Source organism: Devosia equisanguinis (assembly GCF_900631955.1).
GTDB lineage: Bacteria > Pseudomonadota > Alphaproteobacteria > Rhizobiales > Devosiaceae > Devosia > Devosia equisanguinis.
The window spans coordinates 406,740-432,835 of sequence record NZ_UZWD01000004.1 but is presented as its reverse complement, the minus strand read 5'-3'; the positions used below and the strand labels follow the sequence as shown (position 1 = coordinate 432,835).

Here is a 26,096-nt window from a genome sequence, read left to right as displayed (position 1 = left end):
CACGCTCCACGCCATCGTCGCCAACCACAAGCAGAACCGCATCAACGAATTGCTCCCTTGGAACTTTGCGGCCAAGGTGTGACCGGCACATCGCCTACAATCGGCGCAACTTGATCCGCAATATGCTCCGGATCGTTGACCCCCTGGATGTGAATTCCTCCCATGTTGATGAGGAAAGAAACGCTTCCCGAAGACCCACCGGACAGCATACCTCCCGTTTCCGACGCGGTGTGAACCTGTCCCGGCCCACCGAACTCCACCAACTCCGGTCCTTCCTCACCCACAAGTGCCAGGCCTGAATTGAAGCGGCCACCTTTGGCGAACGCATTTGGGGCAGGGAGCCTAGGATCCTCGACACCGTTGATGACGGCGTTCGTCCCAGGAATTGACCCATGCTCCGAGGCTCGCTGATGTCGAAAGGTTTCAGCGGGCCGTGCCGCCCAAAGGGCGATCCATGGCGACATGCTGCACTTTGCGCCCAGGCACCATAAGACTGTATGGCTTGGACGCATCGACGCTTGGCCGACAAGGATATGACCATGACCACGACGCCCGTTTGGGACATTTTCGAGCTGCGCCTGTCGGGTCCGGCTACCGGCAATCCCTATCTCGATGTGACACTTGAAGCCCATTTCACGCAGCGCGGCCGTTCCATTCGCGTTCCGGGCTTCTACGATGGCGAGGGTCAATATGTGCTGCGCTTCATGCCCGATACGCAGGGCGAGTGGCACTACAAAACCCGGTCTTCCCTGGCCGCGCTAGAAGGAAAGGTTGGCAGTTTCACCGCGACCACGCCGCTCAAGGGGGCGCATGGCCCTGTCCGGGTCGCCAACCAGTTCCACTTCGCCCATGCCGACGGCAAGCCGTTCCTCTGCTTCGGCACCACCTGCTATGCCTGGACCCACCAGCCGCTCGAGTTGCAGGCGCAGACCCTTAATACGCTGACCACGGCGGGCTTCAACAAGATCCGCATGGGCGTCTTTCCAAAGGACTATCCGTTCAACACCAATGAGCCGCTCCATGACGTTTTCGACGTCGGCGCAGATGGCAAGCGGGATTTCGACCGACCCAATCCAGTGGCATTCCGCCATTTCGAAAGCCAGATCGGCAAGCTGCGCGATCTTGGTATCGAGGCGGATATCATCATCTTCCACCCCTATGACCGCTGGGGCTATTGCGACATGTCCGCGGAGCAGGACAATCGCTATGTCGCCTATCTGGCGGCGCGCCTAGCGGCCTATCGTAATGTGTGGTGGTCGCTGGCCAACGAGTACGACTTCCTGCTCGACACCAAACCGATGGAGCGATGGGACCGCTTCTTTCACATTCTCGGAGAAAACGACCCCTATGGCCATCTGCGCTCGATCCATAATGGCGATGTGCGGATGAACTATGATCACACCAAGCCCTGGGTCACCCATGTCTGCATCCAGAACTGGGACGTCAAAAAGACCCCGGAATGGCGCGATGCCTATGGCAAGCCGGTGGTCAATGACGAGCCCGAATATGAGGGCAATATCTTCTCCGCCTGGGGCAATATTTCGGCCCAGGAATTGACGCATCGATTCTGGATCACGGCGCTGCGCGGCGGCTATGCCGGGCATGGGGAAACGTTCGAACACCCCGAAGACATCATCTGGTGGGCCAAGGGTGGCGAGCTCTATGGTGACGCCTGGAAGCGCATCAAGTTCCTGCGCGAATTGCTCGAACAAGACGTCAAGGCCGGCCTGACGCCGCTCGGTGGCACCACGTCCTGGCCGTGGAGCCGCATGTCGGCGGCCGAGGATGGCGACGTGCGCTATATCTATTTCGGCGAGCACCAGCCGGCGCAATGGACGACCGGCCTGCCGCTCGACGACGGCGACTACGATGTCGACCTTATCGATACCTGGGCCATGACCATAGAGCCTGCCCAGCGTATCGCGCCCGCAATTCCCCATCCGACCCGGCATGGCGCCGTGGTGCGCGGCGGCAAGGCGGACGCCGCGTTCGGTGTCCGCCTGCCGGGCCGCCCCCATCTGGCCCTGAGGGTCAGAAGGCGGCGCTGACCGGCCGGACAGCGCCCCGTTCAATCATCCGAGCGGACCGCGGAACCTAGTCCGGCTTATGCTCGAAGCGGCGACCGGAAATCTGGGAGATGACGGTGTAGGCCATGACGCCGAGGCCGTAATAGGAGGCGGAGGACGCTTCCTCGCGCGGCATGACGATCATCTGGTTGGCGCGGCAGGCGAAGAGGAAATCACAGAAGCCCGGCACGACCTCTTCGAGATATTTCATGGCATCGGCCGGAGTTTCCAGCGCGTCAGTGCGATATGTGACGAAGACAAAATCGGCATCGAGTTCGGGCAGAGCTTCGGCGCTCAAAAGCTCGTTGGTGCCTTCGGGAATGGCGTTGACCCGGTCGGGAAAGACGAAGCCGGCGTCACGCAGCACGATGCCCAGCGTGCCATAGGTGTGCCAGACAGCGAACTGACCGTTGACGCCCTGCATGATGCTGACGGAGATCGAGCTGGTGTCGATCAGGCGCTTGATCTGCGCGATCTGGCTCTGGTAGCGCGCATCGAGAGTGGCCAGGCGATCTTGGGTACCGGTGACGTCGGCAAGAACGGAATGCATGCCGAAAGCGTCGCGCTTGCCCGAGTCCAGCACCAGCGTGGGTGCAATGGTTTCGAGCTGCTCGAGGCCGGCGGTCTGCCAGGGCGTGGTGAGGATTAGGTCGGGCTCGAGCGCGGCCACCGCCTCGACATCGGCGGGCAGGTTGCCGACGAAATGAATGGTGGAATTGTCGAAGTCGATGCCGGTCAGCACGTTGCTGGAGCGGATGAAGGGCTTGCCCTCTTCGGTGGTGCGACCGTGGCTGCCGACCGGGAGGACGCCCAGTTCGAGCAGCGGTATGGTCAGCACGCTGTCGTGTAGGCTGACAATGCGCTGGGGAGCGACGGGAATATCAACGACGCGACCGGTATCATCGGTAAAGCTGCGCGTTTCCTGGGCGAGCACCGGCGACAGCGATAGCGCCGTCACAACCGCCACCGCGGCTAATTTGAGGATGAACTGCATGAAAGGCTCCAGTGCGGGCCGCAAACGACCCTTGTTTGAGTTGGATCAGGTGGGGCCTGAAAGGGGGGAAAACGGCAGGGGCGTGACGCTGGCGAGGCACCAGCGCAGCTTGTCCTCGCCCTCGTTATCAGCGACGATCTGGCAATTGCCCTGCATGTAGAAGCTGCGGGCGGTGAGGCTGATGGCGAGTGCCGCCTGGGGCAGATGGGCCGTCAGGTTGAGTGCCGCGCCCTCGATTGGGGCCTCTGGAATCGCGCCGGTAATCGCTACGGATTTGAGCACCTGCCCGCGCTCGGACGCCCAGGCAAGGGCGGCGAGTTCGGCGACCTGTTCGGCCTCGTGACGGTCGGTGCGGCCTTTGTAGGCGGGCAGGTAAAGCTCGTCGCGCGCCAGGGCGGACAGGAAGGCGGGGGCCTGCTCGGCGGTCATGCGGCCATAACGCTGGCGCTGCGGCATGACCACCAGCGAGGCGGCAAAGCGGCAGCCGCCGATATGGGTGCATTGCACGATGTTGAAAAGAGCTGGATCGGCGGCGGCGACCAGCGCCTTGTAGGTGGAAAAGCCATAGCGCGCGCAGCAGGCATCGCGCCGGCTGTCGGTGCAGCAGATGATAGTGCGGCGCGTATCCCTGGTGCCGGCGAACAGGATGCCGTCGACATAATTGCGGATGGCGGCGATCAGCGCGGCTTCGTCATCGAAACTGGCATAGACGTTTTCAGGCTGGGCATGCAGGGTCGGCAGGCTTTCAGGCGCCTCTACCTTGTCGATGAGGCCGATATAGAGCCCGGACATGGCCGCGTCATGGATGGCGGCGCTGAGCTCGGGCGACATGTCGGCGGACTGCCAGCGTGGCACACGCCACTTGCCCCGCGGCCAGGCCAGCAGCAGGGCGCGCTCCGGCGTATCGCCGGTGCCGGCGAGGGGCTCGCCCAGTGCCAGGCAGAGATCGGTGCAGAAGACGTGCTTGCCCATCACTCGGCTTCGACAAAGGGGGTGAACGGCCGCGCGGCAAGCTGGCTTTCGATGAGCTCCAGCGTCAGCTCCAACCCGGTCATGGTCGGGCCGAAAGTGGGGCCCGGCAGCAGCACGAACTGTCCGTTGCGACAGGCGGTCAGCGCCGCGCAGAAGCCGGGCGCGAATTTCTCATAAGCAGCGCGGATGGTGGCCGGGGTTGCGTCGGGCTGCTGACGATAGAAGCCGAAGATGAAATCGGCATCGAGGATCTGGATCAGTTCGGGGCTGATCGTGCCCTCATTGGCGGGCAGCGCCTGCATGGCGGCGGTCTCCTTAAAGCCAAGATCGCGCACTACCTGCGCCACCGCGCCCAGATTGCCATTGTGGCGATAGACCCACATCTGCGCGCCTTCTGGAAACACGAAGGTCATGGTGACCGAAATGTCCTCGGAATGTTCGAGATAGGCCCGGGTGCGGGCCACATTATCCTGGTAGCGCTTGAGGCGGGCTTCGAAATTGCCGGCCTGGCCGGTGATATCGGCGAATGCGCGCAGGGTTTCGATAATACCCAGTTCGTTGTTGTTGACGATGAGGGTGGGCGCCACCTTCTGCAGCTGCTCGGCCACGGCCGGATCGGTATAGGGGCCGCCGATAATGAGATCGGGCTGCAGGGCGGCGATGGCTTCGACATCGAGAGTGTCGAAGGTGCCGACAAAGGCGATGTCGGTATTGGCATAATCGATGCCCAGCGTATCCATGCCGCCGCGCATGAAAGGCTTGCCTTTGGGATCGATGCGGCCGGCGCTGCCGACCACATGGGCGCCAAGCTCGTAGAGCGGCAGGGCAACGATCTGGTCGTTGAGGGCGACGATGCGCTGCGGGGCGACGGGAATGTCGAAGGTGCCGTTGGCGGCGGTATAGGAGCGGGTCTCCTGCGCGAAGGCGGGGCCGGCCAGCGCGGCAAGGAGGAGCGTCGTGGCAATAAGGGAGCGGAACAGCATGGCGATGGTCTCCTGGTGGGATCAGGTGGAGGTTGCAGGGCGGCCGCGGATCAGCAGCACGACGAAGACGGGGACGCCGATGAGGGCAGTGAGCAGGCCTGCCGGGATCTGGATGGGCGCGAAGGCGGCGCGGCCGATAAGGTCGGCGGTGAGCACCAGCAAGGCGCCGATCCCCGCCGTCAGCAGCAGATGCAGCCCAACGCCGGATGGAGCGAGGCGCCGAGCGGCATGAGGGGCAATGAGGCCGACAAAGCCCAGCGGGCCAATCACGGAAGTGGCGATAGCGGCAAAGCCGACGGCGAGGGCGAGTTGGAGATTGCGCGTCACCGCCACCGGGGCGCCGAGGCCGACGGCGCTGGCATCGCCGAAGCGCAGCGCGCTCATGGTGCGGCTAAGGCCCAGCAGCACGGGAAAGAGAACCGCAGACCAGCCCGCCAATGTCCATACATCGGACCAGGTGGCGGCATTGATGGAGCCCGAGAGCCAGGCCAAGGCCGCCATGACATTGTCGATCTTGCCATAGGTGATCAGCGCCGAGGTAATCGAGGAAATGAAGGCGGACAAGCCAATGCCCATGAGGATGAAGCGAATGGCGCTGCCGCCCTGGCGAGTATGGGAGAGGGAGCGGATGGCCAGCGCCACGAGTACAGCGCCGGCAAACGCGGCCCAGGGGCGCAGCGCGACGGCCTCGCCGGGCAGGAGGACGGTCATGGACACTACGGCAAGCGCAGCGCCCTGGCTGACCCCGACCAGGGAAGGATCGGCCAGGCTGTTGCGGGTAGCGTTTTGCAGCGTGGCGCCGGACAGGGCCATCATCGCGCCGGCAAGGATGGCGGCGAGGGTACGAGGGAAGCGAAACTCCCAGACAACATTGTCGATCGCGCGCGAAATCGAAAGGCCGCGCAGGGTTTCCCAGACCTCGCCCAGCGCCACGCCATAGGTGCCGGTGGCAAGGCTGGTGCCGGCGACCAGGAGGATTACGATGACGAGGCCGCAGAGCGCCAGAAGGGCGCGCAGTGGGAGGCGCAGGGCCAGGCGCTCGCCCGAACTGCGCAGGATGAGATGGCGGGGTGGGCTGACGGCAGGCATCAGCGGGTCCTCTGGCGCACGAGATGGACGAAGAGCGGCGCGCCGATCATGGCGGTGATGATGCCGGTGGAGATTTCGCGCGGGGCAATGACGAGGCGGGCGGCGATATCGACGGAGATGAGATAGATGGCGCCGACCAGGGCGGCATAGGGGACGATCCAGCGATAATCGGACCCCACATAAAGCCGCACCATATGGGGGATAACCAGACCGATAAAGCCGAGCGGACCGGCCAGCGCCACCGAGCAGGCGGTGAGCACAACAATGACGGCCAGCAATTGGGCCTTGAGCAGGCCGGTCTTGACGCCAAGGGCCTGCGCCACCTCATCACCCATGGCGAGAGTGGTGACGCGCGAGGCCAGCACCACGCCGGCGATCAGGGCCAGCGCCATGAAGGGCCCGACCTGAAAGAGCACATTGATGTCGCGCCCGGCGAGGCCGCCGGTGAGCCAGACGCGCAGATTGTCGAACGTGTCTTCGCTGAGCAGGTGCACGATTGAGATGATGGCGCCGAGAAAGGCGCCGATGGCGGCGCCTGAAAGGGTGAGGCTGAGCGGGGTGGCACCGCCGGGCACGAGGCGCGCAATGGCATAGACCAGTGTAGCGGCACCGAGCGCGCCGCCCATGGCCACCCAGGGAACGACCGCGAGGCTTGCGGCGCCGAAGAGGAAGGTGAACACCACTACGGCAAAGGCGGCGCCGGAGGTGAGGCCGAGCAAGGCCGGATCGGCCAGCGGATTGCGCGTCACCCCCTGCATCAAAGCGCCGGCCAAAGCCAGGCTGGCACCGACGACGAGGCCGATGACGGCGCGCGGCAGGCGCAGATTGCGGACGATAGTGTGGTCGAAATTGGTGGGATCGAAATGGATCAGCGCGTCGATGACGGTGGTCACGGCCAGCGGCTTGGCGCCGACAGCGATGTGGAGGAGAAACACCGCAACCAGGGCCAGGAGCAGCAGCGGCACGCCGGAAATGGCGCGCAGCGGATGCCGCTCGACGGTGACGGCATCGGCGGCGGTCACTGCGCGGCCTCAGCGATGCGGCGGCGGGCGCCGAAGGGCACGCAGACCGGGCGGCCACTGGCCGGATCGCGCAATACGCTGGCATCGAGATCGAAGACCTCCTTGAGCCGCGCGGCGGTGAAAATGGCTTGCGGATCGCCAGCGGCGACGACCTGGCCGGATTTCATCATCACCAGATAGTCGGCATAGGCGGCGGCGAGGCTGAGTTCGTGCAGGACAATGACCAGGGTGCGGCCATGGTCATGGGCGAGGCCGGCAAAGAGGTCCATGAGATCAACCTGCACCTTGAGGTCGAGAAAAGTGGTGGGCTCGTCGAGGAGGATCAGATCGGTATCCTGGGCCAGGACCATGGCCACCCAGCAGCGCTGGCGCTGGCCGCCCGAGAGGGTATCGACGGCGCGGTCGGCGAAATCGGCGACCCGGGCAATGGCCATCGCCTTATCGACCGCATCCTCATCGGCGCGGGTCCATTGGCGCAGCAAGGACTGATGCGGAAAGCGCCCCTGCGCCACCAGTTCGCGAACGGTGAGCCCTTCGGGCGCCACCGGGCCCTGTGGCAGGAGCCCGAGCGCCGCGGCGACGGCGCGGGTATTGAGCGCGTGGATGGACTTGCCATCGAGCAGGGCATGGCCGCGCTGCGGCTTGAGGATGCGCGCCATGGTCTTGAGCAGGGTGGACTTGCCGCAGCCATTGGGGCCGATCAGCACGGTCACCTGCCCGTCGGGAATGACGAGATCGACACCATCGAGAATGGTGACGTCGCCATAGCCGGCGCTGAGACCGAGGGTTTCGAGCCGACTCATGCTTCACGCTCCAGGCCGGCCAGGAATGGCTGCCCGAAGGGGGCGATGACGGCGACTGGTTGCCCATGATCGAAAGCGTGCACCGATGCATCTCCCCGGAAAATAAGTCGACTGAAACTATCAAAAAATCTGGGCGGGACATGCACCGCTTTAACATGACTGTCAATATCACCATTGAAAGCCGCGCAGCGACGCCATGCGGCGGGGCTGGTCGCGGCGTGCGGAATCAACAAGAGTGCACTGCGCCGAACCGGCCGCAACGAACCGGCAGCGAGGAGACCCATCATGACCCGAAACAGCCTCTGGTATCGCGGGCCGGCTGTGGAATGGACCGACGCGCTGCCGCTGGGCAATGGGCGGCTGGGCGCCATGATGCATGGCGGGGTGGGGCGCGAGGATATCCAGATCAACGAGGCGACGCTGTGGTCGGGCGGGCCCTATCAACCCATCCATGACGCGGCACTACCGGCACTGGATACGGTGCGACAGCTGGTGTTCGAGGGCCGCTACAAAGAGGCCGAAGCGCTGGCCGATAGGACGCTGTTGGCTCGGCCGCATGCGCAGATGAGCTATCAGTCAGCCGGCAATCTCTTCATCGAATTCCAGCACGAGGCGGTGCCGGGGAGCTATCGGCGCGCGCTCGACCTCGAGACCGCCATCGCCACCACACGCTATGCCCTATTGAGCACCGGCATCAGCGACGATGCCGCGGTGTTTTCGCGAGAATGCTTCGTGTCGGCAGCAGACGACTTGCTGGTGCTGCGGCTCGCCGGCAGTAAACCTGGGGCGTTGAGCTTCGAGATCTGGCTTGACAGTCCTCAACCGGGCGACTGGCTGGATGGGGAGGACCCAAGGCTCGACTATCGCGGGCGCAATTTCGGCGAGCACGGCGTGGATGGAGCGTTGAGCCTGGGCATCGGGCTCGATTTGCGGGTCGAGGGCGGCCGGGCAGAACGGCGCGGGCGGCGGCTGGTGGTGCGGGGCGCCGATGCCGCCCTGATCACGCTCGATATCGCCACCTCGTTCCGCCGTTTCGATAAGGTCGACGGCGATGTGGATGCGGCCCTGACCGCGCGGCGCGAAGCGATAGCAGTCAAATCCTATGAGGCGCTGCGGACCGACCATATTGCGGCGCACCAGTCGCGGTTCAGCCGCCTGGAAATCGATCTGGGGCCGGGGCAGGATGCATTGCCGACCGACGAGCGCATTGCCGGTTTCGGCCAAGGGGGCGATGCGGGGTTGGCGGCACTTTACGTGCAATACGGGCGCTATCTGATGCTGGCATCGAGCCGGCCAGGCGGGCAGCCGGCCAATCTGCAGGGGATATGGAACCGCTCGACCCGCCCCCCCTGGGGCAGCAAATATACCGCCAATATCAATGTCGAGATGAATTACTGGCTGCCCGACCCGGCCAATCTGGCCGAATGTTTCGAGCCCTTCATCGGGCTGATCGAGGGCGTGGCGGCAACCGGGGCAGAGATGGCGCGGGCCCATTATGGGGCGCGCGGCTGGGTGCTGCATCACAATACCGATCTCTGGCGCGCCACCGGGCCGGTCGATGGGTCGCAATGGGGGCTATGGCCGATGGGCGGGGCCTGGCTCTGCGTGCAGGCCTGGGACCATGCGGTCTATGCCGGCCGCCCCGAGGCGCTGGCGCGGCAGCTGCTGCCGCTGCTCGAAGGGGCGGTGCAGTTTTTTCTCGATATGTTGCAGCCCCTGCCCGGCACAGACTTTCTCGTCACCGTGCCCACGTTATCGCCGGAGAACCAGCACCCCCATGGCAGCTCGGTCTGTGCCGGACCAGCGATGGATAGCCAGCTATTGCGCGATCTGTTCGACGCCTATCTGGCCGCCAGTCAGCAGCTTGGTGCGACGGGTGGTCTGCAAGACTCCGCTCGTGCGGCACGGGACCGTCTGCCGGCTGACCGCATCGGCCGGGGTGGGCAATTGCAGGAATGGCTGGAGGACTGGGACCTCGATGCTCCCGAGCGGGATCACCGGCATGTCTCTCATCTCTATGGACTCTATCCTAGCCAGCAGATTGCACCCGATCAGACGCCGGCGCTGGCGGCAGCGGCAAAGACGTCGCTGGAGCTGCGTGGCGACGAGGCCACCGGCTGGGCCATTGCCTGGCGGCTCAATCTATGGGCTCGGCTAGGCGAGGCCGAACGCGCCCATGACGTGCTCAAGCTGCTGCTCAGCCCCGAGCGCAGCTATCGCAATCTGTTCGACGCGCATCCGCCGTTCCAGATCGATGGCAATTTCGGTGGCGCGGCGGGAATATTGGAAATGTTGGTGCAATCGCGTGAGGGGCTGATCACGCTGCTGCCGGCGCTGCCGTCGGCCTGGCCGAAAGGGCGCGTCAGCGGGCTACGGGCGCGGGGCAACATTACCCTCGATCTCGCCTGGGAGGCTGGGCGACCGGTGGAGGTTGCATTGCTCTCGGGGACCGCAAGGACCCTCGCGTTGCGCTGGAACGGCGCCGTCAAGGAGGCCCGACTTGAGGCCGGGGCCAAGCTGGTGCTGGGGCGGGAGGCTTGGGACTCTCTCCGGCGGCACACGCCCTAGTTCCCGAACGGCTCCAGAGCCGTACCGCCCCCGCATTGTCTGCCTGGGCGGCACAGTTATGGGCCGGGTAGAGCCAGTGGCTCAGAACAGGGTCTCGTCAACCATCACCGTGCCGTCGAAAGAGTCGTAGAGGGCAACCGTTTCGGGCGGCAACTGGGCCTCGGCGGCGGCCAGTTCGGTTGCCATCTGCAGGGCCTCATGTTCGGGCACGCCAATCTCTGCAAGCGCCGCAGCGTCCTTGAGGCCGGCACCGGCACACAGGTGGATGGCCCAGCCCTTTGCGGTCTTGCGCATCAAAGCACGGCCGCCCATGCCGCCCTGGTCCCAACCGCTGACCGCATAGTCGCCGACGACGATGATGGGGCCGATATGCAACGGATTTTCGGGCGTGTCGAACATGGCGAGCTTGATTGCGGTGATTGCCTCGACATCGGACAGGCCCGACTGATCGACGGCGGTGTCGCTGCCATGGTGGCCATTGCCGTGTCCGGCATGGGCATCGCCGGAAGCGTGCGCATCGCCTGCACCATGGGCATGCGCATCGTGGCCAGCCGGCTTGGGCGTGGTGTCATGCGCGAGGCTCGGCAGGGCTGGAGCGAGGATGGCAAGAAGTGCCAAAGCGGCAAGGCGGGGAAGGGAATTCATAGCGTGGTTCCTTGCATTGATCAGGGGATGTCGATTTCGGTCGCCATACGCGCGAGGGTGAAGCGATCGACACGGATGTCGAGAATGAGCTCCCAGAGTCCTGACAGGGGTATGGTCTGGCCCTCGATGACCCAGAGACCATCGAGGAGCGTGGCACTGGCTTTGAACGGCTCGATGCCGCGTTCGGGGGCACTGAAGGTGATATCCACGGCGACGGGCTCGATTGGCTCGTAGTCGATGTCGGTGACCTCGATCTCGATGCGCACCGGACCGGCCGTGCCGGGGGTGATGGTAAGGCCGGCCATGATCTTGTCATCCATGGCATGGGCATGGATAGGCTCGAGCAGCGCCGCCCGTGCGGCCTGGGCTGCCTCGACCTCGGCCAGGGCACGCGGTGGCGGCGTGAACCGCCAGCCGGCGACCAGGGCCAGAATAAGCAGCACCAGAACGAGTTCGAGGCGGATGGAGAATCGCAAGCGATGACGTGCCTTGAGCTCTCCCTTCAGCGCCGGGGCAGTGAGGGAGAGTCGGTTCCACAGGGCCAGCGCCAGGAGCAGGACAAGCAGCGCCAGCTTGGCGGCCAGAATATAGCCATAGGGCCTCAGCCAGGCCGGTCCGGGCGCTCCGAGCTGGATGACGGCGAGCACAATGCCCGAGACCAGCAGCGGCAGAACGGCGAAGGGAATGAAGCGGGAAAAACGGATCAGGGCGCGATCTGCAGTCTCGCCGCGATTGCTCAGCGCAAACCACAGAGGCAGGAGCGCACCCGTCCAGAACAGGATGCCGCCGATGTGGAAAATGACGGCGGCACGGGTCAGCATTTGCGGCTGGGCAGCGCCGGCATGGCCACTTACTGCCAAGGCAATAGCCGAAAGCGCCCAGGCCAGCCAGGCAAGGACGCCAAGAGAGGGTAGCAACAGTGCCGCAAGCGCCAGAGCGAAGGCGCCTAGGAGCAGGAGCACGCTGGTGCCGTAGCTGGTCAGGAAACCGGTAGCCCAGGAGGTGGTGCCAATCAGGGCATCGGGTGCAAGCCCCATGGCATCGGCGCCATGCAGGCCAAGGGTCAGCGGTGCGAGCACCAGCCCCACGGCGCTGGCAGCGATCGCGGCGCGGCGAGCCGGAACCGGCAGCGGTGCAGCCAGCGCGAAGACGGCACCGCCGACACCAATGACGAGGGCGATAAACAGCCCGGTCTTGCCAAGCCAGAGGGAGATTGTGGTGGCGCGGGAGGAGGCGGCAGTTTCGGCCAGCGGGGCAGCGCTGGCGGTGCCGACGGAGAAAATCAGCGTGCCGGCAATGGGATGGGCATCTACCGAGACCACGCGCCAGCTAAGGGCATGGGTGCCCTGGCTCATCTCCGCAGGCAGGGTGACGACAAGCGTCTCGCCGCTCTCGGTTGTCGCAAGCAGGTCGCGCGGATCGCCATCGGCGCCGATAAGGGTGATAGCCAGCGCCGTCACTGGTTCGTTGAAGGTAAGCGTTGCAGTTGTCGGAACGCTATCGAGCACAGTGTTGGCGGCGGGGCTGGTGGCAAGCAGTTGCGCATGCGCCATGGCAGGCAGGCTGCCGCACAGCGCCAGAAGCGCGCACAGCACCAGCGCGCCCAGATGGGTCGCCAGTCTGGTCATGGTGAAATCCCTTCGGATTGCCGGAGCGGGTGGGACGGGGCCGCTGGCCCCGTCCCGGGAATGCCGTTAGTGGCTGTGGCCGCCTTCGGCCGGGACCAGCTTGAGGCTGGGGGCCGGCATTTCGGCGTTCTCGGCACCGGTGGTGTCGAGCCAGGCTTCCTCGCCGGTGGCGCATTCCTGGATGGTCGGGAAGTAGAAGGTGCCCGCTTCAAGCGAACCGGCAAAGGTGCCGCGGAAGACGAACTCGTCGTACCACTCGTTCTTGAGATTGCCACCCGACCAGACGATTTCCTTGACGCCTTCGGTCACCTTGGTGCCGTGATTGTCATAGGCGTTTTCATAGGGGCCGGTCACGGTTTCCAGCTCCCAGCCGGCCTTTGGCATCGGCTTGACGGCAAAGAAGCCCTCGGGGATCTGAACGCGAACGGTGTGGGTGGCTTCGGTACCACAGCCATGGGGCACACGCACCACGGCCTTGTACGACTTGCCGATGGTGGCTTCCTGGGTCTCCAAGGTCACATGGGCAAAGGCCGGGACGGCGAGGGCAACGAGAGTGGTGGCAGCCAGGGCGGCGCGAGCGAAAGTGCGGATCATCTGTGATCTCCAGTCAAAAAGGGTCTGATTGCAGCGGCGGGTGCCGCCAGAAATGGTCAATCAGGCTTGGACTGGAGGGGCTCTCGGTTGGCGCGGATGCTCGACCGGTCGGATCAGCGCAGTTTTAAAATCGAGTGCGAACACGACCGGCCCTGATGCCGGCAAGAGGCCGAACACGATCGGAGTCGGCAGGATAGCGGCGAGATCATTCTTGCCGATGCCCGCAGCCGGGCACTTGATCTGCAGAGTTCCCTTGCCGTCGGGGCCATCGGTTTCGGTCAGCGGGGCACAGACCGACCAGACGCCAATTGCGTCATAACCCAGCGCTGCAAGGTCACGCTGCAGCCCCGCCGCCTGATGCAGCGGCGCCAGCATGGTCAGGACATAGATCGCCAGAACCGCAAGCGCGGTCCCGATCTCCCTGACGATTTTGCCGGCCGAGATGGTCATGAAGTCCCCCTGCATCTGCCAATAAGTGCAAATCGGGGCGGGCTCAAGCGTTCTTCTCGTCGCAGGGGCAAGGCGCGAGCTGATGGGTGCTGGCAGGCAGAACGTCGCACCGCAAATATCTTGACTCTTACTATCATCTTTTAATACCCCTTGCCATGTCGGCGATGCCTCGCGCCGGCGAAGGAGAAAAAGATGACCGTCTGCACCGCGCGCCGTCTCACCGGCGCCGCAACAATTTTGCTCGCCCTGCTACCGTTGGCGACCTTTGCGCAAGCCATTTCCATCACCGACCAGGAGGGTCGCGCCGTCACGCTCGACAAGCCCGCCGAACGCATCGTCACCATTCCGATGCCGATGGCCTCTGGAGTCATCGCCATTGATGGCGGCGCCGAGAAGCTGGTGGGCATGAACCCGCTCTCCCTGACCGCCTTGCGGGAGGGTATTCTGGGCCGGATCTTCCCCGACGCGCTCAACATCACCGACGGCGTCACCGGCACCGATTTCGTCCCTAATGTGGAGGCGCTTGCAGCGGTCAATCCGGACCTCGTCATCCAATGGGGCGGTCGTGGCCCGGAGATCGTCGATCCAATCCTCAATGCCGGTCTCAACGCGATGCTGATCGTCTATGGCAACGAGGACAATGCCCAGACTTATATGCGCAATCTGGCCACTGCCATCGGCAAGCCTGAGCGCATCGAGCAGTTGGTGGACTGGCGCGACACGGTCATGGCGGCGATCGCTGCCAAGACAGAAGGGCTGAGCGCCGAAGAGCGGCCCAATGTGCTCTATCTGGGCCGCTCTCTCTCCGACATTACCGCCTCGGGCGCACCCAACAGCTACAATAACTGGTATATCGACCTTGCCGGCGGCAAGAATGCCGCTGCCGAACTGACCGGCAGCCAGTCGATCAATCGCGAACAGATCGCGCAGTGGAATCCCGACGTCATCCTGCTCAACAGTTTCGAACCGGAACTGGATGTGTCCTGGGTCTATGACGACCCGATCCTGTCGCTGACCCAGGCGGCACAGAACAAGCGCGTCTACAAAATGCCACTGGGCGGCTATCGCTGGGATCCGCCCAACCAGGAGTCGCCATTGACCTGGATATGGCTGGCCGAGTTGCTGCACCCGGAGCTGTTCGACTACGACCTGCGGGCCGAAATGCGGGACGCCTATAAGGTGCTTTACAACTACGAACTGAGCGACGCCGATATCGACGGTATTCTTTGGACCGGGTTCCAGGGCGATGCCGCCGGCTACGACCAGTTCGCGGCCCGCTGAAGCCATGAGCTCAGCACGTGAAGGGCTGGCCGTCGGCCGGCCCGCCCAGCGCGAGATGAAGACGGCGATGCAATTCGCCGTCTTTGCGGCGCTTCTGGCTGTAAGCCTGCTGGTCAGTGTGACGGTGGGCCGCTATGCGGTGCCGGTGGACCGGGCGCTTTCGATCATATGGACGAGCCTGTTCGACCCCACCGCCCTGCCCGCAGGCATTGACGAGCGTATCGTCTGGCTGGTGCGGGTGCCGCGCGTCATCCTGGCGGGACTGTGTGGAGCGGGTCTCGCCATTTCCGGGGCAGCACTGCAGGGCGTATTCCGCAACCCGCTGGTGTCGCCGCAGGTGCTGGGAATTTCGCAGGGCGCCGCCTTTGGCGGTGCGCTGGCGATTTCACTGGGGATCTGGGGCTTGCCGCTCTTGGCGCTGGTCTTCGTCTTCGGGCTGTCGGCCTTGGCCCTGGTGGGCGCCATTGCCCGTATCGATGGTCGGACGCAGATCGTCACCGTCATTCTCTCGGGCATGGTGGTGGGCGCGCTGTTCTCGGCTTTCGTGTCGCTGCTGCAATATTTCGCCGACCCCAATTCGTCGCTGCCGGCCATCGTCTATTGGCTGCTGGGGAGCTTTGCCACGGCGACCTGGGAGCGGGTGGGCATCGCCGCGCCGGGCATAGTCGTCGGTGTCGTCGTGCTCTGGGCGCTGCGCTTCCGACTCAATGTTCTATCGCTGGAAGAAGCGGAGGCGCGTAGCCTCGGCGCCCGGCCCGATCTCGAGCGCTGGCTGATCTTTGCCATGGTGGCATTGGTGGTGGGCGCACAGGTGGCGGTCTCGGGGATTGTCGGCTGGATCGGGCTGGTCATCCCGCATGCCTGCCGGCTGATCGTCGGGCATGACCACCGCAAGCTGCTGCCGGCCGCGGCCATTCTGGGTGCGGCCTATCTCATCGGGGTCGACACACTGGCGCGGACGCTCACAGCGGCCGAAATTCCGCTGGGTGTGCTCACCGCCATTGTCGGCGCACCAGTCTTTGCGCTGCTGCTGCGTCAACACTATCGCGAAAGAGGAGCACGCTGATGATCGGTCTCAGCACGGCCAGCGTACGGTTCGGCAATCGCACCATATTCGAAAATCTGAGCTTTTCGGTGCCCAAGGGCGAATGCATGGCCATTCTGGGCCCCAATGGACGCGGCAAGACCACGGCGCTGCGTGCCATGCTGGGCTTTCAGCGGATCGATACCGGGCAGCGCCGGGCACCCGACATCGTCGGCTATGTGCCGCAAACCGCGACGTCGCAGGCGAGCTACCGCGTCATCGACGTGGTGGTGATGGGCCGCGCGGCGGGCCTGGGCCTGTTCGGGCAACCCAAGGCTGAAGACTTTGCGGTGGCGCGGCAGGCGCTGGAGCGGGTAGGCGCGGCCCGGTTCGAAGCCGAGCGCTTCGACCATCTCTCGGGCGGCGAGCGGCAATTGGTTCTCCTGGCGCGGGCAATGGCCACCGGCTCGGACGTGCTGGTGCTCGATGAACCTGGCGCCGCGCTCGATCTTGCCAACCAGCAAAGGCTCCTGACGCTGCTCGACGGATTGCGGCAAAGCCGCGACAAGGCCATCGTCTTTACCACCCATGACCCCAACCACGCGCTGGCCATTGCCGACACGGCACTGTTGATGCTTCCGGACGGCCCGGCGCTGAAGGGCAAGGTGGATGAGGTGGTGACCCCTGAGCATCTGCAGCGGCTTTACGGGGTGCCGATGTGCTTCGTTGCGCTCGAGGGAACCGGGCAACGCGCCGTATTGCCGGCCTTTGCGGGGGCACGTGCGGCCTGAGGGGCGGGATGATTTTGTGACGCCAGCGCCATTTATGGGTTGAACCGGACCTTAGGTCATAGGGTAATGACCCTTTTCGCAGGCGCCCGCCCGGGCGTCGAATGGAAAGGAAGACCCCATGGCATTGAGCAGAATCGGATTGGCGCTGGCGATCGTGATGGGAACAGTGCTGCCGCTTTGCGGCGTGGCACAGGCTGGGGCAGAGGAGATCGACGCGACGCTTGAACGCGCGGAAGAGCTGATCCCCCGCCATATCGCGGCGGGACAGGCGACGGGCGTGGCCCTGGCGCTGAGCGCGCCCGGGCACGACACGCTACTGGCTGGCTACGGCACGTCGGGCGCAGCAAACGCCGCTGCCGTGACCGCCGACACAGTGTTTGAAATCGGCTCGATCTCGAAGATTTTCACCAATCTGCTGCTGGCGGACCTGGTGCTCGATGGGCGGTTGGCGCTGGAAGATGCCGCACAAGACCATATGCCCGAAGGCCTGATGCTGCCGGAAAAGGATGGGCGGCAGATCACCATTTTCGATCTCGCCACCCATCATTCGGGCCTGCCCTCGGTGCCCCCGGCTGTGCTGGCGGCCAGCGCTGACGATCCCTATGCGGACTTTTCCGGCGCAGACTTGGCGGATTTTCTCGCCGGCTTCACCCTGCCTCGGGCGCCGGGCCAGAGCTTTGAATATTCCAATACCGGCACGACACTGTTGGGTCTGGCGCTGGAGACGGCAAGTGGGCAAAGCTATGAGAGCCTCGTCAAGGAGCGCATCTTGACGCCGCTCGGCATGGACAGCACCTTCGTCGCCATGCCGGCGGATCGCGACTTTGCCCAGGGGCACGACATCAATGGCGATGCCACAAGCCACTGGAACCTGGGTCTGTTCACCCCGGCCGGAGGCTGGCGCTCGACCGCGCGGGACATGGGCAAGTTCATTGCCGCAGCCAGCGGCGCCACCCCCAGCGCGCTCGACCCGGCCTTTGCGCTGATGCTCGAAACCTTCCGCCCCACCGGCATGGGCGGCGCCAGGATCGGGTTGGGTTGGTTGGAGACCGACGGGATCGTCTGGCACAATGGCATGACCGGTGGGTTCAGCGCCCTGATGGCTTATCGGCCCGAGACCGGCATGGGGCTCGTGCTCCTCTCCAACCAGGTGACCTCCGGTGACATCGATGCGCTCGGCGTACATCTGCTCGATCCGAACAAACCCTATGCGGAACGCACGGCCATGCCGCCCGAATTCGCCGTGCCAGAGGACGTATTGGCCGACTATGTGGGGCTCTATCGGCTGACACCTGATTTTGCTCTCGACGTCACGCACATGGACGGACGGCTCTATGTGCAGGGGACCGGACAGGGGCGGCTGCGCGTGCGGGCGTTGTCCGAAACCGAATTCGGTTCGCCCGAAGTGGACGCATTGGTGCGGTTCCTGCGCGACGAGGCCGGGGCGGTTGTGGGGCTGGAGCTTTACCAGAATGGCGTGACGCAGCGGGCCGAGCGGGAATAGGCATGGGCAAGGACACGGAGGAATGGCTGACCGCGCAGCAATGCGCCACACGCACCGGGCTCTCCATCCGTGCCCTTAGGCTTTATGAGCAGCGGGGACTGATCAGCCCCCGCCGCACCACCAAGGATTGGCGGCTCTATGGCCGGAGCGAGATCGAGCGGCTGCACGAGATTGTCGCGCTCAAGGCATTTGGGCTCAGCCTCAAGGATATCGGCGCGCTGTTATCGGGGCAGGTCACCGATCTCGGCCGGGCGCTGGACACACAGAGGCACGCCCTTGAGGCGCGGTTGCGACAGGCCGAGACGGGGCTGCGCGCCATCGACGTGTTGCGCCAGCGGTTCGACAAAGGGGAAAGCATCAGCACCGAAGACCTTCTGGGACTGATCCACACCATGGAAGGGGCGCCGGAAACCGAAGCCGCCACCGGATGGGCTCGCTATGAACAAGCGCGGCCGCGGGTGGCGACAAGCCTCTCGCACAACCAGATGGCGGATCTCGAAGGTGCGTGGCAATTTGCCGACGGGCTCGTCGTGCGCACGAAACTGGTGGAAGGAAAGCTGCACTTCTGCCCGCCAGGTCAGCCGGCCTACAGGCTCTGGGCGGAGGCGCCGGATCGGTTCTTCATCAAGGGCCTGCCGGTGCAGGTGAGCTTTACCCGCAGGGAAGGGGCGGTGGTCGGGCTCAACCATCACCAGGATGGTGGTGTCGAAACGGCAGTGCCGATTGACAGCGCCAGCGCCGCACTGGCCGAGACAACCCTGGCGCAACGCATTACCGAACAGCAGCCGCTGGCCGCCAGCGCAGCAGCGATACGCGGGGTGATCGCCACCCATGGCGCCGCCGATCCGGATTTCGACAATCTTGCCCCAGCCCTCAAACGCCTGGCAGAGGAGCAAAGAGACCACATGGCGGCAGTGTTGGCGAGTTTAGGCCCACTGCAAAGCCTTGACTTCACACGGGTTTCCGATACGGGCCTGGACATCTTTATTGCCAATTTCGCGCAGGGGCGGCTCGAAATCGGCATCGGCTTTGCCCCCTCGGGCAAGATCAGCACGCTCTATTTTACATGATTGTTCAAAGGCGGGTTTACGACGATGACGACTTTGCAATTCGACCGCGATTTTTGCCTTGAGACATCGAGGCTGCGGCTTCGCATGCTCACCCAGGCCGATTACCCGGCCTATGCCGCCATCATGCAATCGTCCCGCGCCATTCCCATGGGCGGTCCGCTGACCGACCGGGAGGCTTGGGGCATGTTCTGCCACTGCGCGGGGTCGTGGATGCTGTTCGGCTATGGGGCGCTGATGATCGTCGACAAGGCGACCGGCATGGATATGGGCATGGTCAGCATCAATGGCGGACCACTTTTTACGGAACCGGAGCTGGGCTGGTTCCTGTTCGATGGATTTGAGGGGCACGGCTATGCAACCGAAGCGGCAGCGGCGCTGCGCGATTGGGCGCTCGATGTGCGCGGCCTGCCAACGCTGGTGAGTTACTTTGCGCCGGACAACGAGAAGTCGCTGGCCGTGGTCCGGCGCTTGAGTGCGGTCGAAGACAAACACGCTGTTGCACCCGATCCGGTGGACCTGGTCTACCGCTACGTCAGGTGAAGGTGCCCCCGGACCACTCCGAGGGCTTAGAAGGCACTACCAGCGGGTGAGACCGAGGAGTTTTTCGCCCAGCGGCGTCAGCTTTGCGGTCTCGGCATTGTGCTTTTCCCATTCGCGCGGATCGCCGGGGAAGGCGTCGCGCTTGGGATGGTCAAGTTCGCGCCAGAGGCGGATACGCTCGGCGCGCTCGGCTTCGTTGTCATATTCGGCCGGGTGCATGGAGATGTACTGGGCCATGCGGACGCGATTGTCGGAATGGTTCGGGCGCACACCATGGGCCAGGAGCGAATTGAAGATCATCAGATCGCCGGGCTCCATGTCGATATTGACCAGGCTCAATCCGGTCATGTCCGGATGCATCGGATCACGATCCGCCGGTTGGGTTTTGACCCATTTGTCGAAGTGCTCGAACAGATAAGGCACGCATTGGAAGCCGCCGACATCGCCATCCTGCTTCTTGAGGCTGAGCACGCCCTGCACGCCGATGGGAAGCGGATGGAGCGAGGTATCGACATCCCAATGCACGAAGCCATTGGGGTTGCCCTTGACCTTTTTGGGCGGATTGAGATTGGCGCGATCAATGGTGACCCACAGGTCCTCGCGGTCCCAGATGTCGACAAAGACATCGTAGATGCGCTGCTGCATGCGGTTATCCCAGAGATATTGATGATTGTAGATCTCCAGCATCCCGGTGTTGTTGAGCTCCTTCATCTTGTGCTCGCGTCGTTGCGGCGCATACCAGGTGGAGGGATCATCCGGGTTCTTTTCATCGAAGGCCCAGAGCAGCTCGACCAGCCGCTCGACATTGTCCGCCGGCACCGCCTGGCGGACGATGACATATCCCTTGGTGATCCAGTGCTGCCAATCAGCCTCGGAGAGCACCCGCAAGGGAAGGGTTTTCTTTATGTCCTTGAGCGGAACGGTGGCAGAGGTCGTTGGGTGGCTGTCGCGTTTCATGGTGGCCTGCTGCATGTCCTTCTCCCGTTTTCGGCCGCTCTCAGCGACCCGTTGCAGCAAGATTAGAACCAAGGCGCCCACGGTGTTGTGCTGGCATGGCAAATTTCGATACTATTCTGGCGTTTATGTCGAAGAAGGCGCCCGATGCGTCCCTATCTTGAACATGTGTCGGTCTCGGACGACGCCTCATGGAGCCTCTTGAACCGGCGGCTCGATGACGCCATTCCGTTCCAATGGCATCACCACCCCGAATTCGAGCTGACGCTGACGCTCAATTCGGTGGGGCAGCGTTTTGTGGGCGATTCAGTGGGCAATTACGCCCATGGCGATCTGGTCCTGGTGGGACCAAACCTGCCCCATAGCTGGGCCTCGCAGGCCAAGATCGCGCAAGATGGCCCGCATGTGGCGCTGGTGTTCTGGTTTCGGCGGGAGTGGATCGAAGCCGCCATTGCGGGCTCGGTGGAATTGCAACCGGTCAAGGCGCTGATCGACCGCGCGGCTGGGGGACTGGCGTTCAGACCCGAGACAGGACTTGGCTTGCGCCAGGATTTCGAGGCCATATTCGGATTGCCGCCGGTCGAAAAGCTCCTCAGCCTCTTTTCGATCCTGGCGCGCCTGGCCGAAGCAAAGGACGCCAAGCCGCTGTCGCGCACGGTGCCGCCGCAGGATAGCGGCAATCGCTCGCGCCTCGACCGCACGCTCATCTTTCTGCACCAGCACTATGTCGAGGATATCGGTCTAGACGCCTTGGCAGAGGTCGCCGCGCTCAGCGTCTCGGGACTGCATCGGATGTTCGTGCGCCATACTGGAGGCAGCGTCATCGACTATGTGACGGGGTTGCGGATCGGGGATGCCAGCGCCCGGCTTTCATCAGGCACGGCGCCGATCGGCTTTATCGCCGAGGCGGTGGGTTACCGATCGCTGGCCAATTTCAACCGCCAGTTCAAGGCTCTGCGCGGCATGACCCCACGCCAGTATCGGGCCAAATTCCGGAACGCTGCCAGACCGGATCCCAGTAGGCTACCTCCGCCGAGCGGCAATGGCGTCAGCTAAGGCGCAGATAGGCCCTCACATTTGATTTCCGCTCCCTCGGACCGTCCGTTGAAAGCCCCTCATACGGGTCGCCTCAGGCCGGCATGATCCAGAGCGTGCCGGTGCGTGGATTGCGGGTGAGGCTGGCTTCGATGCGATAGACCTGGGCGAGATTGTCTTCTGTCAACACGTCGTCCGGCAGGCCGGTGGTTACCAGCCGGCCATGATCGAGCAGGCAGAGGCGATCGCAGAACATGGCGGCTAGGTTAAGATCGTGCAGGGCGGCGATGACGGTGATGCCCAGACTTCTCACGAAACGCAGCAGGTTGATCTGGTGGTGGATATCGAGGTGATTGGTCGGCTCGTCGAGCACGAGGACGGCAGGTTGCTGCACAAGAGCGCGGGCGACCAAGGTACGCTGGCGTTCCCCGCCCGAGAGTGAGCGGAACAGGCGCTCGCGCATGGCATCAAGATCCAGCAGGGCGATGGCCGCGTCGATCAGGGCGCGGTCGTCGCTGTTATCGGATTCCAGCAGCCGCTTGTGCGAGGCGCGGCCCATGGCGATGACATCCTCCACCGTCAGCGGAAAATCGGCAGGCATGTCCTGCAAGACCGCGCCGACATGGCGGGCGGTCCAGCGGGCATTGCGAACCCAGACATCCTCGCCATTGACCAGCACTCGGCCGCTGCTGGGGCGGTTGGTGCGGTAGATGGTGCGCAACAGGCTCGACTTGCCGGCGCCATTGGGGCCGAGAAGGCCGATCATCTCGCCGGGGGCGACATCGAGCGAGATGTCTTCGATCAGGGGCTTGCCGTCGATGGCATAGCTGACGCGCTCGAGCGTCAGGGCGCCGGGCTGGATATGGCTCATGAGGAACGGCCCTGCCCCTTGGCATCGCGGCGCAACAGCCAGATGAAGAACGGACCACCGACCAAAGCGGTGATGATGCCCACCGGCAATTCCAGCGGCGAAATTACTGCCCGCGCCACCAGATCAGCGGCGATGGTGAAGCTGGCGCCGATCAGCGCCACGGCGGGCAGTGCACGGCGATGGTCGGCGCCGACGAGGAACCGCACGATGTGGGGTACGATGAGCCCGACAAAGCCGATGACGCCGGAGACGGCAACCATGATGCCGGTCAGCGCGGCGGTGAGGATGAACATGGACTGGCGGAAACGGTTGACGTCCAGCCCAAGCGCGGTGGCGCTTTCGTCGCCGGCCATGAGGAGGTTGAGCCGACGCGCCTGCACCAGCATGACACCGAGGCCGACGATCATGGCGATGACCGGCAGCGGCAGGAGTTTCCACTGTGCGGAGGCAAAGCCGCCCAGGGTCCAGAACAGCACCCGCGCCGCCAGCTGCGGATCGGGCGAGGTCAGGACCAGAAGGCTGGTCAGGGCGCTCAGCACCGCGCTCATGGCGATGCCGGCAAGGACGAGGCGGGTGGGCGTGATCTGGCCGCCGGCCCGCGCTACCCAGAATACAACCATCAGCGTCACCAAAGCGCCGGCAAAGGCGGAGAGGTAGAGCGTATAGGCGCCGAGGCCGATAAGGCCCCAGCGCATGACCACCACCGCCCCGGTCGCGGCGCCATTGGACACGCCGAGAATGCTGGGACCGGCCAAGGGATTGCGGACAATGGCCTGGATGGTCATGCCGGTGGCCGCCAGCGTCGCCCCGACCGCGCCGGCCAGGATAACGCGCGGGAGCCTCGTATCAATGATGATGGTTTCATAGACGCCGCGCCAGGTGACCGGCACGATTTCGTGGCCGACCAGAGCATTGAGGAGAATGCCTAGCGTGTCGGTGACCGGCACCGATACCGAGCCGAAGACCAGCCCGAGAATGGCCAGCGTCACCAGCACCAGGCCCGCCACCGCCATGGCCAGCGGATAGGGCAAGAGCGGCGCGCGTGTCTGGGTTGCAGACGCGGTCGCTCCTTGCAGCTCGGCAGGAGATTTGGAGCGCAGCACGGCGAGAAGCCGTGCTTGCTCGGCACCCCTGGCGATATGGGGCCGGTGCTGATTCATGCCGGACTATTCCGCGAACGCTTCGGGATGGAAGGCCTTGGCCATGCGTTCCACCGCATCAAGCGTGCTGGGACCGGGCTGGCCCTGGACGGAATTGACCAGGATGAAGCGCTCGTTGACGATGGCCGGGACCTCGGCAATGGTCGGGATGGATTTCAGCATGTCGATGCGGGCCTGGCCCAGTTCGGTATCGGGATCGGCGACCACCTGGCCGCTGGCCGTGCCCGAATAGAACACCACGATGTAGTCGGGCGCACTCTCGGCGACCTGCTCCCAGCTCACCTGGCCATAGCGGTTGGGAATGTCGGCGAAAATGTTCTCGCCGCCAGCTGCAGCAACCGCCTGCGACAGCAGGGTATGGCCGAGAACGCCATTGGGCGGGGCATCGCCGCCATTATAGATGAAGACCTTGATCGGCTCGGCACCATCGAGCTTGGCGGTAACCGCATCGAGCCGGGCCTGGAGCGTCGCAACCAGCTCTTCGCCACGTTCGGCGACACCGAAAATGTGGGCGACGGAACGGATTTCATCGAAGAGCTGCGCAAAACCGAAGGGCCCGAGATTGCAGCCTTCGACATTGAGGCGGGTATTCATGCCCAGATCGTGCAGTTGGTCGCGGGTGTGGCGGGATTCGCTGAAGCCATCGGGATAGCCGGCATAGACGAAGTCGGCTTCGGCCGCGAGCAGCTCTTCGGTGGTGGCCACGAGCGGGGAAATGATCGGGATCTGCTTATAGGCCGCCTCATAGGCCGGGCTGATCTTGAGGTTGGCCATGTAGGACGTGCCGGCCATGTGATCTTCGAGGCCTAGCGCCAGCATCAGCTCGGTGGCGTTGTTGGAGAGCGTTACCGCCCGTTCCGGCGCCGCTTCATAGGTGGTGACGACGCCGCAATTGTCGTCGGTATAGGGGAAGGCATCGGCCGCCATGGCGGGCACGGCGAGGGCAAAGACGCCAAGCGCCAGCGCGGTGCGCAGGTTGAAGCGGGACGAGAAATGGAAGGTCACCGGGAAATCTCCGTCTTGGGTGAAAGGGCAGGAAGAGCGTGGAGCGCGGGCAGCGCCGCGCGTCCGAACAGGGTTGCCATGGCGTCGGCCTCGGGATCGGGCACTTCGCCATTGCAGTTGAAGATGAGGCGGATGCTGTCGATGCCGGTGCGGTCACGCAGGGCCAGCAGCTGCGCGGCACACTCATCGGCATCGCCTGCTATCATCTGCTCGGCGAGGAAGAGGTCGCGATCCACCGGCCTGACGGCGTCGAGGGGGCGATTGTTGAGCCGCGCATAGCGCAGGCGGCGCTCGTAAAGCCGGGGCAGCAAGGCGTCGACCAAGGCCAAAGCCGCGGCGCGGGTGGGGGCAATGGTGAGATAGCGGGAAATGGAGAAATCCGCCGGGTAGAGGCCGGTGGCACTGCCCGAAACGGTGTCATGCACCTGCAATTGCCGGAGCTCGGAGGGTTCGAGACTGAGCAGCAGCGGCAGGCCATGGCGGTGGGCGAAGCCGACCGTATCGGGGCTGGAGCCCGCCACATAGACGGGGATGTCATCGCCCTCGGGCAGCAGCGGGCCGACCGCAAAGCTGGAGGTCGGCCAGACGCTGTCGGCGGGGACCAGGGTGGGCTCATGCCAGGCGGAGCGGATGAGATCGAAGGCCTCGAAGAAGCGGCTGCCGGTTTCTGCCGGGTCGATGCCCAGGGCCGCGAGCGTGGTGGGAAAGGTGCCACGGCCAATGCCGAAATCGAAACGGCCACCGCTCTGGCCGTGCAATTGCGCCACCTGCTCGGCAAGCAATAGCGGATGATAGAGCGGCAGCACCATGATGGAGGTGCCGACGCGAATGCGTCTTGTCGCTCCCAGGATGGAGGCGGCAAGCAGCAGCGTCGACGGATAGGGATCGGGCGGCTGCTGGAAATGGAATTCGTTGAACCAAAGGCCGTCAAAACCGAGGCCATCCATACGGGCGCAGAAGTCGAGCACCTGGCGATGGTCGAGCCGCTTGGAGCCGCGGGTAAATCCGGCAATATCGACCCTCATCGCGCCGTCCCCTCCCTGGGCG

At 64.3% G+C, this 26,096-nt stretch carries 24 protein-coding genes; 9 read left to right on the top strand and 15 right to left on the bottom strand.

Annotated elements, in window-relative coordinates; all coding sequences use genetic code 11:
• The first annotated feature begins 533 nt into the window (after nucleotides 1–533).
• The gene (locus DEVEQU_RS02130; RefSeq protein ID WP_126148929.1) at nucleotides 534–2,048 is read left to right on the top strand and encodes a DUF5060 domain-containing protein; all 1,515 of its coding nucleotides are present in this window, start codon (nucleotides 534–536) and stop codon (nucleotides 2,046–2,048) included.
• A 46-nt stretch (nucleotides 2,049–2,094) separates the two neighbouring features.
• On the opposite strand, the gene DEVEQU_RS02125 is transcribed toward DEVEQU_RS02130, so the two are convergent.
• The 6 genes from DEVEQU_RS02125 to DEVEQU_RS02100 are packed head-to-tail and all read right to left on the bottom strand — an operon-like array spanning nucleotide 2,095 to nucleotide 7,929.
• The gene (locus tag DEVEQU_RS02125) at nucleotides 2,095–3,060 is read right to left on the bottom strand and encodes an ABC transporter substrate-binding protein (RefSeq protein WP_126148897.1); all 966 of its coding nucleotides are present in this window, start codon (nucleotides 3,058–3,060) and stop codon (nucleotides 2,095–2,097) included.
• Between the two features lie 45 nt (nucleotides 3,061–3,105).
• The gene (locus DEVEQU_RS02120; protein WP_126148896.1) at nucleotides 3,106–4,032 is read right to left on the bottom strand and encodes a sucrase ferredoxin; all 927 of its coding nucleotides are present in this window, start codon (nucleotides 4,030–4,032) and stop codon (nucleotides 3,106–3,108) included.
• Nucleotides 4,032–5,015 carry an ABC transporter substrate-binding protein gene (locus DEVEQU_RS02115; protein WP_126148895.1) on the bottom strand — a complete coding sequence of 328 codons (984 nt, stop codon included), beginning with the start codon at nucleotides 5,013–5,015 and terminating at the stop codon, nucleotides 4,032–4,034. The genes DEVEQU_RS02120 and DEVEQU_RS02115 overlap by 1 nt, the downstream gene beginning before the upstream one ends.
• Before the next feature lie 21 nt (nucleotides 5,016–5,036).
• Nucleotides 5,037–6,104, bottom strand: coding sequence for a FecCD family ABC transporter permease (locus DEVEQU_RS02110; protein ID WP_126148894.1), 1,068 nt, complete (start codon nucleotides 6,102–6,104; stop codon nucleotides 5,037–5,039).
• Nucleotides 6,104–7,126 carry a FecCD family ABC transporter permease gene (locus DEVEQU_RS02105; RefSeq protein ID WP_206437769.1) on the bottom strand — a complete coding sequence of 341 codons (1,023 nt, stop codon included), beginning with the start codon at nucleotides 7,124–7,126 and terminating at the stop codon, nucleotides 6,104–6,106. The genes DEVEQU_RS02110 and DEVEQU_RS02105 overlap by 1 nt, the downstream gene beginning before the upstream one ends.
• Nucleotides 7,123–7,929 (bottom strand): ABC transporter ATP-binding protein, encoded by an 807-nt coding sequence (locus DEVEQU_RS02100; protein WP_126148893.1) that lies wholly within the window; start codon nucleotides 7,927–7,929, stop codon nucleotides 7,123–7,125. Before DEVEQU_RS02100 ends, DEVEQU_RS02105 begins: the two co-directional genes overlap by 4 nt.
• A 285-nt stretch (nucleotides 7,930–8,214) precedes the next feature.
• On the opposite strand from DEVEQU_RS02100, the gene DEVEQU_RS02095 reads away from it, so the two are divergent.
• Entirely contained in the window at nucleotides 8,215–10,497 is a 2,283-nt protein-coding gene (locus DEVEQU_RS02095) for a glycoside hydrolase family 95 protein (protein ID WP_126148892.1), read from the top strand.
• 81 nt (nucleotides 10,498–10,578) lie between these two features.
• On the opposite strand, the gene DEVEQU_RS02090 is transcribed toward DEVEQU_RS02095, so the two are convergent.
• The 4 genes from DEVEQU_RS02090 to DEVEQU_RS02075 form a co-directional block, all read right to left on the bottom strand.
• Nucleotides 10,579–11,142: a copper uptake system-associated protein gene (locus DEVEQU_RS02090; RefSeq protein WP_126148891.1), complete on the bottom strand. Its 564-nt coding sequence runs from the start codon at nucleotides 11,140–11,142 to the stop codon at nucleotides 10,579–10,581.
• Between the two features lie 20 nt (nucleotides 11,143–11,162).
• Entirely contained in the window at nucleotides 11,163–12,770 is a 1,608-nt protein-coding gene (locus DEVEQU_RS02085; RefSeq protein WP_126148890.1) for a copper resistance CopC/CopD family protein, read from the bottom strand.
• Nucleotides 12,771–12,836: 66 nt separating this feature from the next.
• Entirely contained in the window at nucleotides 12,837–13,364 is a 528-nt protein-coding gene (locus DEVEQU_RS02080; RefSeq protein ID WP_126148889.1) for a YcnI family copper-binding membrane protein, read from the bottom strand.
• A 60-nt stretch (nucleotides 13,365–13,424) separates the two neighbouring features.
• Complete coding sequence (locus DEVEQU_RS02075) at nucleotides 13,425–13,814, bottom strand: hypothetical protein (RefSeq protein WP_126148888.1); 390 nt, start codon at nucleotides 13,812–13,814, stop codon at nucleotides 13,425–13,427.
• 192 nt (nucleotides 13,815–14,006) lie between these two features.
• Here DEVEQU_RS02075 and DEVEQU_RS02070 point away from each other — a divergent pair, with 192 nt between their 5' ends.
• The 6 genes from DEVEQU_RS02070 (at nucleotide 14,007) to DEVEQU_RS02045 (ending at nucleotide 20,024) form a co-directional block, all read left to right on the top strand.
• Entirely contained in the window at nucleotides 14,007–15,095 is a 1,089-nt protein-coding gene (locus DEVEQU_RS02070; protein ID WP_126148887.1) for an ABC transporter substrate-binding protein, read from the top strand.
• A 4-nt stretch (nucleotides 15,096–15,099) separates the two neighbouring features.
• Entirely contained in the window at nucleotides 15,100–16,161 is a 1,062-nt protein-coding gene (locus tag DEVEQU_RS02065) for a FecCD family ABC transporter permease (RefSeq protein ID WP_126148886.1), read from the top strand.
• Nucleotides 16,161–16,910: an ABC transporter ATP-binding protein gene (locus DEVEQU_RS02060; RefSeq protein ID WP_126148885.1), complete on the top strand. Its 750-nt coding sequence runs from the start codon at nucleotides 16,161–16,163 to the stop codon at nucleotides 16,908–16,910. The genes DEVEQU_RS02065 and DEVEQU_RS02060 overlap by 1 nt, the downstream gene beginning before the upstream one ends.
• A 118-nt stretch (nucleotides 16,911–17,028) precedes the next feature.
• Nucleotides 17,029–18,414, top strand: coding sequence for a serine hydrolase (locus DEVEQU_RS02055; protein WP_126148884.1), 1,386 nt, complete (start codon nucleotides 17,029–17,031; stop codon nucleotides 18,412–18,414).
• A 2-nt stretch (nucleotides 18,415–18,416) separates the two neighbouring features.
• A complete protein-coding gene (locus tag DEVEQU_RS02050; RefSeq protein WP_126148883.1) occupies nucleotides 18,417–19,484 on the top strand; it encodes a MerR family transcriptional regulator in 1,068 nt (355 codons plus the stop codon).
• Between the two features lie 24 nt (nucleotides 19,485–19,508).
• Nucleotides 19,509–20,024: a GNAT family N-acetyltransferase gene (locus DEVEQU_RS02045; protein WP_126148882.1), complete on the top strand. Its 516-nt coding sequence runs from the start codon at nucleotides 19,509–19,511 to the stop codon at nucleotides 20,022–20,024.
• A gap of 36 nt (nucleotides 20,025–20,060) precedes the next feature.
• Here DEVEQU_RS02045 and DEVEQU_RS02040 read toward each other — a convergent pair whose 3' ends face one another.
• Complete coding sequence (locus tag DEVEQU_RS02040; RefSeq protein ID WP_126148881.1) at nucleotides 20,061–20,996, bottom strand: phytanoyl-CoA dioxygenase family protein; 936 nt, start codon at nucleotides 20,994–20,996, stop codon at nucleotides 20,061–20,063.
• Between the two features lie 129 nt (nucleotides 20,997–21,125).
• Between DEVEQU_RS02040 and DEVEQU_RS02035 the strand changes: the two genes are divergently transcribed.
• The gene (locus tag DEVEQU_RS02035; protein WP_126148880.1) at nucleotides 21,126–22,034 is read left to right on the top strand and encodes a helix-turn-helix domain-containing protein; all 909 of its coding nucleotides are present in this window, start codon (nucleotides 21,126–21,128) and stop codon (nucleotides 22,032–22,034) included.
• A gap of 73 nt (nucleotides 22,035–22,107) precedes the next feature.
• On the opposite strand, the gene DEVEQU_RS02030 is transcribed toward DEVEQU_RS02035, so the two are convergent.
• Genes DEVEQU_RS02030 through DEVEQU_RS02015 form a run of 4 tightly spaced genes read right to left on the bottom strand, consistent with a single transcriptional unit; the run spans nucleotide 22,108 to nucleotide 26,074 of the window.
• Nucleotides 22,108–22,884 (bottom strand): ABC transporter ATP-binding protein, encoded by a 777-nt coding sequence (locus tag DEVEQU_RS02030; protein ID WP_126148879.1) that lies wholly within the window; start codon nucleotides 22,882–22,884, stop codon nucleotides 22,108–22,110.
• Entirely contained in the window at nucleotides 22,881–24,044 is a 1,164-nt protein-coding gene (locus DEVEQU_RS02025) for a FecCD family ABC transporter permease (protein WP_126148878.1), read from the bottom strand. The genes DEVEQU_RS02030 and DEVEQU_RS02025 overlap by 4 nt, the downstream gene beginning before the upstream one ends.
• Nucleotides 24,045–24,050: 6 nt before the next feature.
• Nucleotides 24,051–25,049 (bottom strand): ABC transporter substrate-binding protein, encoded by a 999-nt coding sequence (locus tag DEVEQU_RS02020; protein WP_223214070.1) that lies wholly within the window; start codon nucleotides 25,047–25,049, stop codon nucleotides 24,051–24,053.
• The gene (locus DEVEQU_RS02015) at nucleotides 25,046–26,074 is read right to left on the bottom strand and encodes an LLM class flavin-dependent oxidoreductase (protein WP_126148877.1); all 1,029 of its coding nucleotides are present in this window, start codon (nucleotides 26,072–26,074) and stop codon (nucleotides 25,046–25,048) included. The genes DEVEQU_RS02020 and DEVEQU_RS02015 overlap by 4 nt, the downstream gene beginning before the upstream one ends.
• Nucleotides 26,075–26,096 lie beyond the last annotated feature (22 nt).